Source organism: Rhodanobacter hydrolyticus, from assembly GCF_044904645.1.
On sequence record NZ_JADIKK010000008.1, the window covers coordinates 2,995,592 to 3,009,595 of the forward strand.

Consider the following 14,004-nt stretch of genomic DNA (forward strand, 5'->3'; position numbering starts at 1 on the left):
ATCTGGGCCGATATGCGGGGCTGGCGGTTTGACGCCATCGTGCTGCGTGGCTCGATAGATAGGGTCTGAGCCGTCGTTAGTTCGGCTGATCCGCTGCAGATTCATGGTGGCGATCGTTGCCGGTACCGCACATGCCAGCCTGAAGCTGGCCGCGGCCAGGTCCGGCCCCTCCATGATGTCCCCTGAGTTCGATGAGGGAGCTTGCTTGTTATGGCATCAATGATTCCAGCCGTGGATCACACGGCGTTGCGGAACCTGTTTGGCGAGGCCCGGGTGAAGAAGGGCATCGACGACATCTGGGATGTGGTTGGGGCCATATTCGAAAAGGAGCAAAAGGAGCTGCCGTCGTCGCTGGCCATGGCACGCAAGGAATTGTCCTTTCACGATCATGTGAAGTTGCTGGGCTATCTCTGCCTGCTGATTGGCGAGGTACCGGGGGATCTGGTCGAGATCGGCGTGTGGAAGGGCAAGTCGCTTTGCTTCATGAGCCAGATGTGCGGCAGGAAGCGGCGCCTGTTCGGAATCGATCCGATGGAGCTCGAGCGGCAAGCCGATGAGCTTGGGTTTTATCACGGCAAGCTGTTCGCCGAGGCGACGCTGATACGCGGGTACTCGGAGCTGGCGGCGGAGCGCTTTCTAGCGAATTCGCCCAAGGTTGCTTTGCTGCACATCGACGGCGGCCATGCTGGCCGCAACGTGCTGCTCGATTTCCTGCTGTACTCCACCTGTGTGGTGAGCGGCGGTTTCGTCGTATTCGACGATTATGGGGATCACCTTTATTCGCCCGAGGTTGGCCCGGCAGTCGATCTGCTGCGGGCTGGCGGGTACTTCAATGGTTTCCGGGTGATTGGCCCGGTTGCGGGCTTCGAAAACAGCTACCTGCTGCAGCGCCTGTGACATCGTGCGCGGCTAGGATGCGTGCCGACGCTTATGGGTGATGCCGTCGGCACGTGGTTGGGCATGCCGGTCCCGGGGCTGCGCCCAGCAACGACATTGTTATCGATGAGTATCCGGTCGCGATTACCGTTACGCACCGTGGGGTCGTCGTACATTTTCCGCAGAGGCTGCTGCAGATCCTGCAGCGGATGTTTGTGATGGTGCGGAAGACGCGTCCGTTCAACCGCATTCAGTAGTCGGGCTTTGTAAAATCGCTTGGCGCGATCCATGCTTTATGACCTGGGTCGGCATCCTGTGGCGACGGTGATTTGACGCCGCCATTTGGCTCGACAGGCTGGGTTTGTGCTGTCGTTGCCGCACAAGTCCGATACAGACTCGTGCGGGGAGATTGTTGCCGGTGTTGAACAAGCTGACCAAGGCCATACGCAGCAAATCCGACCTCGCCATTCACGATGCGCCACCGGCATTCGCCGAGCCGCTGCACGTAGGGCGTCCCAACATCGGCAACCGCGACGCGTTCCTGCGCCGCATGGAGCAAGTGCTGGACAACCAGTGGCTGACCAACAACGGCCCGATGGTGCAGGAGTTCGAGCAGCGGATTGCCGAGCACTTGGGAGTGAAACACTGTGTGGCGATGTGCAACGGCACCATTGCGCTGGAAATCGCCATCCGCGCGCTGGGCCTGTCGGGTGAAGTGATCGTGCCGTCGTGGACCTTCGTGGCCACCGCGCACGCGCTCTACTGGCAGGACATCATGCCGGTGTTTGCCGATATCGACCCGGTTACCCACAACCTTGATCCGGCTGCCGTGCGCCGAATGATCACGCCACGCACCAGCGGCATCATCGGCGTGCACTTGTGGGGACGGGCGGCGCCGGTGGAGGAATTGCGAGCCATTGCCGACGAGCACGGGTTGAGGTTGATGTTCGACGCAGCGCACGCCTTCGGCAGCACTTATCAGGGACAGAGCATCGGTCGCTTTGGCGAATGCGAGGTCCTCAGTTTTCATGCCACCAAGGCCTTCAACACGATGGAAGGCGGTGCCGTCGTGACGAACAACGACGAATTGGCCGAGGCCATGCGTCTGATGCGCAATTTTGGTTTCAAGGGCTATGACAACGTCATACATCCGGGAACCAATGGCAAGATGATCGAGGCCTGCGCCGCGATGGGTCTTGCCAATCTCGACGGCTTCAGCGAGGTCGTGGCCGCCAACGTGCGCAACCACGCAGCCTATCGCGAGGCGTTGGCCGGCATACCGGGCATCTCGCTGCTGGACTACGACCCTGCCGAGCGCAACAGCCACCATTACGTGGTGATCGAAGTGGACGAGTCCTGTCCGGTCACTCGCGACGACATCATCGTGGCACTGCACGCGGAGAATATCCTCGCCCGCAAGTACTTCTGGCCAGGCTGCCACATGATGAAACCCTATCGGGATCTGTTTCCGCACGCGGGTTTGCTGCTCGAACATACGCGATTCGTCGCCGAGCGCGTGGTCGTGCTGCCCAATGGCGCGGCGCTTACGGAGGAGGTGATCGCCACCGTTGCCGATACATTACGGGTTCTGGCTACGGACATCCGACCATGATGCTCAACGTCGTTGATTTTCTCGAGCAAGGCGCGTTGCGGCGCTTTTCCGACAAGGCTGCGATCGTCGACGGCGGCCGGGTGCTCACGTTCGCCGAATTGGCTGCAGACGCCAGGTGCTGTGCCACGCAACTCGTGCGCCGCCTGGACAAGGTCAATCAGGCAGTCGCAGTCTACCTGCCCAAATGCGCCGAAACGGTGATCGCGAACCTGGGCATCGTCTATAGCGGCAATGCCTACTGCAATCTGGACATCAAGTCGCCGGCGCAGCGCATACGCAATATCCTGGACAAGATCGGACCCGCCTGCGCAATTACCTCGCGTGCTCTTGCCGGCACTCTGCGCGATATCGTCGGCCCGGACCTGGAGATCGCGTGCGTCGAGGATCTCCTGGAAGGCGAGATCAACGATGCCCTGCTTCAGGATCGCTTGCGGCGAGTTATCGATACAGATCCGCTCTGCATCATCAATACATCGGGTTCGACCGGCACTCCGAAGGGTGTGGCACTCAGTCACCGGGGCACCATCGACTTCATGGGGTGGTTGTTCGCCACTTTCGATTTCGACGAAAGCGTGCGCATCGGCAGCCTTTCGCCGCTGTATTTCGATATCTACATCCTTGAGTTGTTCCTCTGCCTGTACAAGGGGGCGACACTCGTTTTCGTGCCCGAGCAAACGGCGACGTTCCCGGCTCGCCTGCTCGAATTTCTGCACGACCAGCGAATCAGCTTCCTGTTCTGGGTGCCCTCGATCATGGTGGCCATCGCGAACCTGGATCTGCTCGGAAAGTACGATCTAGCTGCCCTGGAAAACATCTTCTTCGCCGGCGAGGTATTCCCCACCAAGCAGCTCAACCACTGGCGGCGGACACTGCCGAAGGCGCGCTTCGTCAACCTCTACGGACCCATCGAGATCCACGTCGACTGCACCTATTTCATCGTCGATCGCGAATTCGACGATGACGAGCCGCTACCCATCGGCCGTCCCTGTCGAAACACCGACATCCTCATCCTCGACGACGAAGGGCATTCATGTGCGCCCGGAGAGCGTGGCGAGCTATGCGTGCGCGGCAGTTCGCTTGCGCTCGGGTATTGGAATGACCCGGACAAGACGGCCCGGGCCTTCGCGCAAAACCCGTTGAACACGCGCTATCCGGAACGAATCTATCGCACCGGCGACGTGGCCTGGCGTCGCGAAGACGGCGAGATATTCCTGGTTGGGCGCAAGGATTTCCAGATCAAGCACATGGGATACCGGATCGATCTGCAGGAGATCGAACATCAGGTGCATTGCGTGGAAGGCATCGGTCAGGCCTGTGTGCTTTACAACCAGGCCGTCAAGGAAATCACATTGTTCTACGAGGTGCTTTCCGCGGATGTGGAGCCGGCGCACATTCGGCGCAGACTTGCGGAGATCTTTCCGAAATACATGATACCCACGGCATTCCGCTCCATGGCGTCCCTGCCGAGAAACCCCAACGGCAAGGTCGACCGCAACGGGCTGGCCATTCTGTTGTCCTCGCCGCAATGAAACGCGTGACCGAAGCCGGCGTGCTGCTGGAAGCCATGGACCGGATCGAGCGCAGTGGCGCGGAATTCGCCGTCAGTTTCTTCGCCTCGGCGTCGAAGATCGAGGCGTGGAGCGCGGAGGGGGTGCTCTCGATACTGCCGTGCGAAGGCGCGCTGCTGATATTGCGTCACGATGGTCCGTTGCTGCGGGTCAGCCACCTGGCATCCGATCAGCCGTCATTGTCGGCAGCGCTCGGAAAACTCATCGCGATGATGCCGGACCAGCTCATGGTGGCCGATCTCGTCGGCAAGCCGGGAGATATCGAGCGGGTTGCCCAGGCATATCGACGACATGGGTTCGCGCCATATGCGCAACTGGTGCGCATGCAGCGCATGGGTGTACCGACCATGACAGCGGATGGCGTGATGGGCGTCGAACTGGCTCGAGCGGAGGACGTGCCGACATTGCATGCCTTCATGCAGCGTTGGCTGGATCCCTTGTCGGAGCAGATACAAGGCGTGCGAGAACTGCAGGAGGCCGTGGCCGCGAGTGCCGTGTTCGTGGTGCGGGCGGGTTGCGAGCTGGCGGGCTTCCTGATCCTGGAGGCCACGGGACAGAGTGCGGTGCTGCGCTATTGGCATGTCGCCGGCCATTGTCACGGCCAAGGTATCGGGTCCCGACTCATGCATGCCTTTTTCGGCCGCTGCGCATCGAGTCGACGCGTTACGCTGTGGGTGGTCGCCGACAACGTCGACGCCATTGCCAAATACCATCATTACGGATTCAGCGAAGACGGCATGATTGACAGCATCATGGTGAGGCGAGCGGAGACGGCGACGCGATGAAAAGCATCCTAGATATCCTGTCCGGCATCCGCCCCGAGTTCGATTTTTCGGCGTCGCAGGATTACCTCGCCGACGGCATGCTCGATTCTTTCGACATGCTCGCCCTGGTTTCGGATCTGGACAGCGAGTTCGGTATCCGCATCGAGGGCACGCAGATCGTGCCGGAGAATTTCTGCAACCTGCAGGCGATCCGCCTGCTGCTCGGCAGATACGGTGTCGACGCATGAATCTTGTCTTCCACGGGAAAAGGATCGAGGGGCTGTTGGCGGTGCTGCCAGCCAACGAGCGCCTGTTCGTCGACGAGATGGACCAGTTCGATTTCCCGCGTGCGCGCTCTTTGAAGCTCAAGGAAGTCATGGGCTACGACCGCCATCGGATCGTTGATGGCCCGGTGTGCGTGTCCGACCTCGCGGTTCACGGCCTCGAGCATCTGTTCGCACAGGGTTTGCTGGGTCGCGACGATTTTGATGCGCTCATCCTGGTGACTCAGTCGCCCGACTACTTCATGCCGGCCACCAGCAGCGTGATTCAAGGCCGGCTCGGGCTCAAGCACGACATGTTCTGCATGGACATCAACCAGGGTTGCGCCGGCTTTCTGATCGGCCTGTACCAGGCTTTCATGCTGCTGGAGCAGCCGGCCATCCGTCGCGTGGTGCTGGTGAATGCCGACGTGATGAGCCGGAAGGTGTCCGTGCGCGACCGCAACAGCTATCCCTTGATCGGCGATGCCGGGTCGATCACCGTGATCGGCCGTTGCGGCGACGACGCGCCGATCCATGCCAATCTCAAGATGGACGGCAGCCGGCGCGATGCGTTGATGATACCGGCCGGCGGGATGCGGGAACCGTCGAGCGCGGAGACGCGCGAGCTGCATGCAGACGCGGAAGGCAATCTGCGGGCACGCGACGACCTGGTGATGGATGGCTCGGCGGTCTTCAATTTCGTCCAGACCGAGGTGCCCCCGATGATCGAGGCCTTGCTAGCGGCTGCGCAGACGGAGGCCGCTGCGGTGGACACCTATCTGTTCCATCAGCCCAACCGGTTCATGCTGCAGAAGTTGGCCGACAAGTTGCAGGTACCTTACGCAAAGATGCCGAGCAACGTGGTAGAGCATTTCGGCAATTCCAGCGGTGTCACGATACCGCTTGCACTAGCCCTGAACCTGCGCGAGCAGGTCTTGGACAAGACACTTACGGCGGTACTCGGCGGCTTCGGCGTCGGGCTCACATGGAGCTCGATGCTGCTTCCATTGGGGCCATTGGCATTCTGCGACATCATCGACTATCCAAGGGTGCACTGATGGAAGAGTTTCTGAAGGAAATGGCCGATATCCTCGACGAGGAAACCGTCAAGGAAGATGATCGGCTTGACGGTTTCGAGTCCTGGGATTCGCTCGCCGTTCTCTCGGTGGTTGCGATGGCGGATTCGCGCTACCGCGCCACATTCGCGGCGCGGGAGATTCGCGGCGCCACCACCGTCGGAGACCTCTATCGGCTGCTGTCCGCGGGGGCTAGGGCGGGCTGAGCGCGTGAATACGCCTTTACCCAATCCGCTGGATCTGACCGATTGCCGTTACCTCGTCACGGGGGCCGCATCCGGCATCGGGCGTGCCACTGCGAGTTTGTTCGCGGCGCTCGGTGCACGTGTCAGTCTGATTGATCTCGACGGTGGGTTGCTCGGTGAGCTCGCTGACAGCCTGCCGGGCGGTGGGCATGACTATCATGTTCATGATCTTGCCGACGTTGACGGCATCGATGCCCTCGTGCGCAAGGTCGTGTCCGAAGGCGGGTTGCTGCACGGCATGGTTCACGCGGCGGGAACCCAGGTCGTGATGCCGGCGCGGGACATCAAGCCGGAAACCTGGCGGCATATCCTCGCGGTCAACACCGAGGCAGCATTGGCGCTTGCGCGCAACATGGCTCGCAAGCGCGTGTGCCAGGGAGGCGGGTCGGTGGTGTTCATCTCCAGCATCATGGCCTTGGCCGGCGGCGCCGGTTCGGTGGCGTACTCGATGAGCAAGTCGGCCTTGCACGGACTCGCACGCTCCCTTGCGCTGGAACTGGCCCCGATAGGCGTGCGAGTGAACTGCATTGCACCCGGCTTCGTGCGCACGCCTATGTTCGATCGGCTGGAGCGCGGCTGGGATGCGGCGCAGCGCGATGCCGTCGAAGCCTTGCACCCGCTTGGTTTTGGCGAGGCGGAAGACATCGCCCATGCCGCTGCCTTCCTTGTTGCAGCCACTGGCCGCTGGATCACCGGCACGGTGCTGGTGGTCGACGGTGGCTATCTTGCGAAATGACGGGACACCCGATTACAAGGGAACAACATGACAGAGCCGGAAACCATGCCTCGGAATGAAGGCTGCCTGCTGATTACCGGTGCCTCCTCCGGACTGGGCAGCGAGATGGCGCGGCGGTTTTCCGCAAGCCACCGCCTGATTCTCGCCGGACGCGACGAAGCGCGTCTGCAGCGCACGCGATCGACCTGCCATTCACCGGAGCGCCAGTTGATCTGGCGCCACGATCTGATGGACGTGGAAGGCATCGCCGGCCAGCTTGGCGATTTTCTCGCGATCAACGGCGTACATGTGATCGGGCTGGTCCACAGTGCCGCCCACCTGAGCGTGCTGCCCTTGCGCAGCCTGACGCCGGACATGGTGCTGGACACGTTCCGCGCCAACGTATTTGCCGCGATGGAACTTGTCAGGACATTGACGAAAAAGCGGATCAACCAGCAGCGGTTGGGCGCCGTGGTGTTCGTTTCCAGTATCGCCAGTCAGTTCGGTGCGAAGGGTTTCTCGGCATATAGCGCCAGCAAGGGTGCGCTCGACGCGCTGATGAAATCGCTGGCAGTCGAGTTGGCGCCTGGTGTGCGCGTGAATTCGGTGCTGCCTGGTGCGTTGCGCACCGCGATGACCGAGTCGATGTTCGATGATCCCGGGATGGCCGACCGCCTGGCTGCCGATTACCCGCTGGGTATCGGCGTGCCTGCCGACATCGTCGACGCCGTCGAATTCCTGCTTTCGGAAAAGGCGCGCTGGATCACCGGGCAGCAACTGGTGGTGGATGGCGGACGGACGACCAACATCACGGCTTGAACCGCATTCAGTGCAACGGCTTCGCCGGGTTGCCGAAGACGGTTTGTCCAGCGGCGACATGGCGGAGCACCACGCTGCCCATGCCTACCGTGGCACCAGAGCCAATTTTCTTGCCGGGATGAATGATCGCGCCCGCGCCGACCAGTACGCCTTCGCCGAGGGTCACGCTGCCATTGATGCTGGCCCCGCCCAGCAGCGAGCAATAGGAGGCGATCACGCAATCGTGTCCAATCGCCGTGCCGCCGTTGACCAGCACGTGTTCACCGAGGGTGGCGTCGGACGAGATCGAGCAACGCGGAAAGATCATCGTCCCTTTGCCGATCGTGAGGTTGACGCCGAGCAGGGCGGATTCATGCGTGTACGTGCCGGCTTGCCAGCCCAATGCGTCGAGCTCGGCGGAGAGCCGCTTGCGTTCCATGGGATTGGCGACCGCAATGAGATATTCGACCCGCTGCAGCCGACGGGCCTGCTCACGGCTCATGACGGGAATGCCGTCGTAGCTGTCGAGCGCCGCGTCGTCGACCACGAAGGCCGCCATGCGCGCCCTGGGCCGGCCATCTCTGGCGGTTTTCATCCAGCCCCACAACTCGCGGGCAAGCCCACCCGTGCCGAAAATCACCAGGGGGAGGTCGGCGGCGTGCATGTCGTTTTCCATTCGGAGGTGTGGCCTTTGATGCGTCGGGCGAGGGGATTCTGCACGATGCCAGGTTCCCGGCAACGAGCGGCCTGCACGGAAAGCGGAGCCGCCGGGAATGCCGTGCCCATGGCAGATGCCCCTGTCATCAATCCGGCAGCCAGGCGTCGCGCCAGGCAGTCAGGTTGTGGCCGGTGAGCATCCAGTCGCGCAGCACCACCTCGCGCAGTGCATCGCCCATCCTGGCCGTGCTGTCTCGGTCGGCAATGTGCATGCGAATCGCGTCGACCCACTCCTTGAAGCGGTTGCGCACGCGCGTCACCGGCAGGTCGCCGCGATAGCAGACGATGTCGCTGCATACCACGGGAAAGCCACAGGCGCCGTATTCGAGCAGCCGCAGGTTGCTCTTGCAGACGTTGAACAGGTTGTCTTCCAGCGGAGCCAGCGCAAGGTCGAGATCGAGCGAGGCCAGCTTGGCCGAATACTGGGCGATCGGCACGCCGGTGTGGAACTCGTGCATGTATGGGCGCAGCTTTTCCGGGCACATGCCGAAGAACACCCATTCCACTTCGTCGGCCAGTTCGCGTACCACGTCGGCGATCAGTTCCAGGTCGCCACGGTGGCTGCTGCCACCGCCCCAGCCCACTCGAGGCTTGGTGTCCTTGCGGCGTTCGCCGCGCACTTCGCTCCACCACTCCACTGGCAAGCGGTTCTCCACTACACGGATGTCACTGTGCAGGCCGGCAAACGCCTCGGCCAGCGGCGCGGTGGATACCACGAAGCGATCGGTGAAGCTCACCGCTTTGCGCAGGGATTTCAGGATGTCCTTGGGTATGTCGGCGCGGTGCACGCTTTTCAGCGGGGCGTTCGGCAGGTAGTCGTCCAGTTCGTAGACCTTGAATGCGTGGCTGAACTCCCGGTAGTTGCGCAATATGCGCAGCTGGCTGCTGGTGGTCTGACGTTGCAGCACGATCGCGTCGGGTGCGAAGCGCTCAATCAGCACCGGGCTGAAATGCGTGTTGCTGACCAAGCCTTCGGCCAGGTCTTCGCGCCGCATGGAGTGGAGGGGCTGCATGATGCGGTAGTGACCGCAGCCGGCTTCATCGGCGGCAATGCAGAACAGGTTCGGCAATACGGGCCGTTCGAAGGGTTGCCAGGCCTGGGCGCGCGTCGCATCGAGGTCGAAACCAGAGCCGGTCAGGCTGAGGTTGCGGTTGTAGGCCGGGTCGCGGGCCAGCAGGGGCAGCCACTTGCGATACATCGCTTCCTGTTCGCCCCTGAAGCGAGCGGCCTTGGCATCGTTGTCGGTCTTATCCACCTTGGTCTGGCTGACGCTGCCCTCATGCATCAGGCGTGCATACGGCGTCCACACCGTGAGATAGCCGGCCCGGTGTGTCTTCAGGCAGAGATCGACGTCGTTGTAGGAAACCTTGAAGTCCTGTTCGTCCAGGCCACCGACTTCGTCGTACACCGACTTGCGGATCATCAGACACGCGGCGGTTACCGCGGTGTAGTTCTGGTCCACCAGAAGGCGGTGCATGTAGCCCGGGGCATCCATCGCCTCGCCGATATAGGGATGGTCGGCCGGGCCGCGCAGGCCCAGCACCACGCCGGCATGCTGGATGCGCCCGTCCGGGTAGTGCAGCTTGGCGCCGACGATGCCCACTTCGGGCCGTTGCGCATGGTTGAGCAGCGCTTCGATCCAGTCGTCGTGCAGCACCGCGGTGTCGTTGTTGAGCAGGATCAGGTACTCGCCACGCGCTTGCGCGGCGGCAAAGTTGTTGATGGCGGAATAGTTGAACGGGTACGGCCAGCGCAGCACCCGCAGCTGCGGATTATTCAGGCTTTCAATGCCGTCGAGATAGGCGCAGGTGGCGGTATCGCGGCTGTCGTTGTCGACGATCAGCAGTTCATAGTTCCTGTAGCTGGTCTTGGCCAGCAGGCTGTCGATCAGGCCGTTGAGCATCGGCAACTGGTCGCGTGTGGGGATGATGATGGAGACAGGGGGCTGCCGGTTGTTGAGATAGCGCACGCGATGGATGCCGGTGGAGGCTTCCGACGCGATGTCGTGGGCGACGCCCAGACGGTCGAGATGGTTCGTGACGATGGCGGAGGAATGCTCGCGCACGGATGGCGAGGACAACCATTGTCCGAAAGGCTGGCTGGCGTGGTACAGCACTTCGGCCAGATGTCCAACCGATGCCAGGCCTTGCTGCTCGATGCAGCGGAACACGAAGTCGTAGTGCGCGAGCGGTCCGTGCTGCGCATCCAGTCCACCCAGCGCGAGCAACACTTCCCGGCGCATGGCTAGGACGCGACCCGGATAGGGGTAGCTGCGCAGCATGTCCAGATTCAGATCGGGCTTGAACACCGGTTGCCCGTAACCCTCGTCGCCACGTGCATCTTCATCGACGTAGCAGCAGGCATGCTCCGGATGCAGCCCGGCGTTGTCGGCCAGCAGCAGCAGCGCATGGGGCGCCAGTTCGTCGCCGGCGAACAGCGACAGCAGCCAGTCCGCATCGCTGGTGGCAGCCAGTTCGTTGATACGCGCCGCCCAGTCGCCGTGATGGGGTTGCGTGTCGGCGTGGTCGCCGAGCATGTCGGCGTGGTCCGACAGCACGGTGACATGCAGGGTGCGATGTTGTTGCGCGGCGAGGCTGTCGAGGCTGGTCTGCACCTCGGCAGGGTTGCCGTCGACGTCGATCACGAACACGTCTACCTTGCATGGCGCCTGGCGACCCTCTGCCAGTGCGGCTTGCGCCGGCGACAGGCGTTGTGGCTCCAGCCATTGGCGATACTGTTCACGGGGCGAAGTCGGGTGGTTGGCGATCGACAGCGTGGCATGCGGCTCCAGCACTGATGTGCGGAAGTAGTCGCCATGGTGGATTGCGGTCGTGGCGTTCATGTAGGCATGGGTCACACCCATGGCCAGCAGGCGCTCGTAGGTATCCCAATCGCCTGGGCAGCAATACTTCCAGTTCGTACCGGTGCTGCGGAAGGTCTTGAGGCCGGCGTGGCAGAGGCTGCTGATGCTGGAAATGCCGCCCTGCTGGAGCTCGGCATTGCCGACGACGCCTTGCTCATTGCCATGGTCGTCGAGGAAGCGAACGTTCCCGTGCACCCATTCGACCCGGTTGGCCCGGGCTACGTCCAGCAACGAGGACAGGTGGTTGGGCAAGTATTCGTCGTCGTCGTTGAGCACCGCGATCCACGAGCCACGGGCCACGCGCAGTCCGAAGTTGTAGGGCTTGGTACCGGCGACGTACCACATGGGCGCCTTCATCGTGGGGTATTTGCCGCGATGGCGCAGGTTGTGGAAATGGACGCGCAGATCGGTGGTGGCGGCCTCGCGCAGCAGGGCGGCCTGTTCCTCGGCCATGCAGTCGCCGATGACGAGCAGCTCCCAGTTCGTGTGATCCTGGCGCAGCACGCTGGGCAGCCCGCGCTCGATGAAGATGCGCGCACGCTGGTAGGTGGGCACGATGATCGAGACCAGCGGCTGCTCGCCATAGGCGTCGTCGTAGCGCGGGCTGCTGCGTACGCGCTCCAGCCGTTCCGCGTCGTGGCGCCTGTGCCTGGGCTTTTCGCGCAGGGCGTGCTCCTCGAAAAACTGCTGCATGAAGTCGATGCGCTGCTGCAACGCGTCGATCTGCTGCTGCATGGCCTGCTGGGTCGTGGCGGATATCGTCGCTTCGCTGTTTGACATGGTTCGGGTGTGCTCTGCCTTCTTGGCGCCACGGGGCCGGCGGGCGCATCGCATCTGCCGGTGCCTTGCGAGTCGTGCAGACAGTACCGGCATCGCCGGTTTTCTGTCGGTTGGGAAACAGCCTGAAAGATGCCAGCAAACATGGTGCCAATCCGCGAGACCTCTCCTTACCAATAGGTGGGCGCGAGACGGCTGTCGGGTGTGATCCGTCATCCATGGCCCAGCCGGCTTCTTCTGGCGGACGGTAAAGGCCGGGGTGGCGCACGTTCCGTGCCAACAAAAAATATCGCTCAAGAACCCTGTGCCAGCGCCGAAACGCACCCTGAGGCGGTTGGCACTCCGGTCTGAGGAGCACCGCCGGAGAACGTATCCGACAGCTTCAAGACCGACCTTTTCAGGAGACACCCCATGGCACTGGTTATTAACACCAACATCGCCTCGCTGCAGGCGCAGAACAACCTGGTCAGCTCGCAGAACGCGCTGAACCAGGCCACCGAGCGCCTGTCTTCAGGCCTCAAGATCAACAGCGCCGCCGACAACGCGGCGGGTTACGCGATCGCGAACCGCTACACCACCCAGATCGGCGGCCTGCAGCAGGCCAGCTCCAACGCCTCGGACGCCATCAATCTGGCGCAGACCGCCGGCAGCGCGCTGGACCAGGTCACCTCCAACCTCAACGCCATCCGCGATCTGGCTGTGCAGGCTGCCAACGGCACCTACTCCGCCTCCGACCGCGCTTCGATGAACGTGGAAGTACAGCAGCGTCTGCAGGAAATCAGCCGCATCGCCAACCAGACCACGTTCAACAACTCCAATATCCTGAACGGTGCGCTGGGCAACACCACCTTCCAGGTGGGTGCCAACGTGGGCCAGACCATCAGCGTGGATCTGCAGACCAACGTGCAGGCTTCCGCGATGGGCGGCATCGGCGCCTACGACTCGGGCAACCTGAGCGGCGCGTTCGTCACCAGCGGCTCCAACCCGGTCGCCACTGGCCTGGACATGAGCACGATCACCATCGGCCTGACCGGCTCCAATGGCGCATCCAGCAGCATCACGCTGAGCGGCGTCGCCACCAGCGCGCAGGCACTGGCCGATGCGATCAATGCCCAGACCAGCGGCGCCGTCAATGCGGCGGTGGATGGCAATGGCGGCATCAACATCTTCACCAGCACCACCAGCACCGGCTTCAGCGTTTCGGGCGGCGCGTTTGACGCCAGTTCCGCAGGCGGTGCCAGCGACAGCCTCACCTCGTCCGCAACCACCGGCGGCGTGGCGGGCCTGGCGTCGGGCAGCTACACCGCCGGGACTGCCATCAATTCCGCAACCAGCGGGACGAGTGGCATGCTGGCCAACGGCGACGTGAACAGCGTTCAGGACGCCAATGCGCTGATTGCCCAGGTCGACTCGGCCCTGTCCACGGTCAGCAACTTCGCCACCCAGCTGGGTGCGGTGCAGAACCGCTTCCAGTCCACCATCTCGACGTTGTCGGCGCAGACCACCAACCTGCAGTCTTCGCAGTCCACCATTCAAGACGCGGACTTCGCGGCCGAAACAGCAGCATTGAGTCAGGCGAGCGTGCTGCAGCAGGCGGGTATCTCGGTGCTGGCGCAGGCCAACTCCAATCCGCAGATGGCGCTGAAGCTCCTGCAATAACAGCGAAAGGGAACCACCCGCACCGCATGAGGCGGGCGGTTCCACCTCACAATGGCGACCCGGTCCCGGG

Annotated in this window: 12 protein-coding genes; 10 read left to right on the forward strand and 2 right to left on the reverse strand. The window is 62.6% G+C overall.

The features are described from left to right. The first annotated feature begins 231 nt into the window (after positions 1 to 231). The 9 genes from ISP25_RS16030 to ISP25_RS16070 all read left to right on the forward strand — a co-directional run bounded on the left by ISP25_RS16030 (position 232) and on the right by ISP25_RS16070 (position 7,938). Entirely contained in the window at positions 232 to 897 is a 666-nt protein-coding gene (locus ISP25_RS16030; protein WP_404615298.1) for a class I SAM-dependent methyltransferase, read from the forward strand. 397 nt (positions 898 to 1,294) lie between these two features. Then, complete coding sequence (locus ISP25_RS16035; protein ID WP_404615300.1) at positions 1,295 to 2,488, forward strand: DegT/DnrJ/EryC1/StrS family aminotransferase; 1,194 nt, start codon at positions 1,295 to 1,297, stop codon at positions 2,486 to 2,488. Then, positions 2,485 to 4,017 carry an amino acid adenylation domain-containing protein gene (locus ISP25_RS16040; protein ID WP_404615302.1) on the forward strand — a complete coding sequence of 511 codons (1,533 nt, stop codon included), beginning with the start codon at positions 2,485 to 2,487 and terminating at the stop codon, positions 4,015 to 4,017. The genes ISP25_RS16035 and ISP25_RS16040 overlap by 4 nt, the downstream gene beginning before the upstream one ends. A gap of 5 nt (positions 4,018 to 4,022) precedes the next feature. After that, the gene (locus ISP25_RS16045; protein ID WP_404615304.1) at positions 4,023 to 4,841 is read left to right on the forward strand and encodes a GNAT family N-acetyltransferase; all 819 of its coding nucleotides are present in this window, start codon (positions 4,023 to 4,025) and stop codon (positions 4,839 to 4,841) included. After that, complete coding sequence (locus tag ISP25_RS16050; RefSeq protein ID WP_192159561.1) at positions 4,838 to 5,068, forward strand: acyl carrier protein; 231 nt, start codon at positions 4,838 to 4,840, stop codon at positions 5,066 to 5,068. The genes ISP25_RS16045 and ISP25_RS16050 overlap by 4 nt, the downstream gene beginning before the upstream one ends. After that, positions 5,065 to 6,141 (forward strand): ketoacyl-ACP synthase III, encoded by a 1,077-nt coding sequence (locus ISP25_RS16055; RefSeq protein ID WP_404615306.1) that lies wholly within the window; start codon positions 5,065 to 5,067, stop codon positions 6,139 to 6,141. Before ISP25_RS16050 ends, ISP25_RS16055 begins: the two co-directional genes overlap by 4 nt. Then, a complete protein-coding gene (locus ISP25_RS16060) occupies positions 6,141 to 6,365 on the forward strand; it encodes an acyl carrier protein (protein ID WP_192159565.1) in 225 nt (74 codons plus the stop codon). The genes ISP25_RS16055 and ISP25_RS16060 overlap by 1 nt, the downstream gene beginning before the upstream one ends. A gap of 4 nt (positions 6,366 to 6,369) precedes the next feature. Then, positions 6,370 to 7,140: an SDR family NAD(P)-dependent oxidoreductase gene (locus ISP25_RS16065; RefSeq protein ID WP_404615308.1), complete on the forward strand. Its 771-nt coding sequence runs from the start codon at positions 6,370 to 6,372 to the stop codon at positions 7,138 to 7,140. A 45-nt stretch (positions 7,141 to 7,185) separates the two neighbouring features. Continuing rightward, complete coding sequence (locus tag ISP25_RS16070) at positions 7,186 to 7,938, forward strand: SDR family NAD(P)-dependent oxidoreductase (RefSeq protein WP_404615310.1); 753 nt, start codon at positions 7,186 to 7,188, stop codon at positions 7,936 to 7,938. A 7-nt stretch (positions 7,939 to 7,945) separates the two neighbouring features. On the opposite strand, the gene ISP25_RS16075 is transcribed toward ISP25_RS16070, so the two are convergent. Continuing rightward, positions 7,946 to 8,581, reverse strand: coding sequence for a NeuD/PglB/VioB family sugar acetyltransferase (locus ISP25_RS16075; protein ID WP_404615312.1), 636 nt, complete (start codon positions 8,579 to 8,581; stop codon positions 7,946 to 7,948). Positions 8,582 to 8,720: 139 nt separating this feature from the next. Next, positions 8,721 to 12,278: a glycosyltransferase gene (locus ISP25_RS16080; RefSeq protein WP_404615314.1), complete on the reverse strand. Its 3,558-nt coding sequence runs from the start codon at positions 12,276 to 12,278 to the stop codon at positions 8,721 to 8,723. 408 nt (positions 12,279 to 12,686) lie between these two features. On the opposite strand from ISP25_RS16080, the gene ISP25_RS16085 reads away from it, so the two are divergent. Further along, positions 12,687 to 13,934 (forward strand): flagellin N-terminal helical domain-containing protein, encoded by a 1,248-nt coding sequence (locus ISP25_RS16085; protein ID WP_404615316.1) that lies wholly within the window; start codon positions 12,687 to 12,689, stop codon positions 13,932 to 13,934. Positions 13,935 to 14,004 lie beyond the last annotated feature (70 nt).

Excerpts from the sequence above, each read along its gene's own strand:
- ISP25_RS16040 (WP_404615302.1), top strand. The coding sequence starts at position 2,485 with ATGATGCTCAACGTCGTTGATTTTCTCGAGCAAGGCGCGTTGCGGCGC.
- ISP25_RS16070 (WP_404615310.1), top strand. The coding sequence starts at position 7,186 with ATGCCTCGGAATGAAGGCTGCCTGCTGATTACCGGTGCCTCCTCCGGA.
- ISP25_RS16050 (WP_192159561.1), top strand. The coding sequence starts at position 4,838 with ATGAAAAGCATCCTAGATATCCTGTCCGGCATCCGCCCCGAGTTCGAT.
- ISP25_RS16085 (WP_404615316.1), top strand. The coding sequence starts at position 12,687 with ATGGCACTGGTTATTAACACCAACATCGCCTCGCTGCAGGCGCAGAAC.
- ISP25_RS16055 (WP_404615306.1), top strand. The coding sequence starts at position 5,065 with ATGAATCTTGTCTTCCACGGGAAAAGGATCGAGGGGCTGTTGGCGGTG.
- ISP25_RS16075 (WP_404615312.1), bottom strand. The coding sequence starts at position 8,581 with ATGCACGCCGCCGACCTCCCCCTGGTGATTTTCGGCACGGGTGGGCTT.
- ISP25_RS16080 (WP_404615314.1), bottom strand. The coding sequence starts at position 12,278 with ATGTCAAACAGCGAAGCGACGATATCCGCCACGACCCAGCAGGCCATG.
- ISP25_RS16060 (WP_192159565.1), top strand. The coding sequence starts at position 6,141 with ATGGAAGAGTTTCTGAAGGAAATGGCCGATATCCTCGACGAGGAAACC.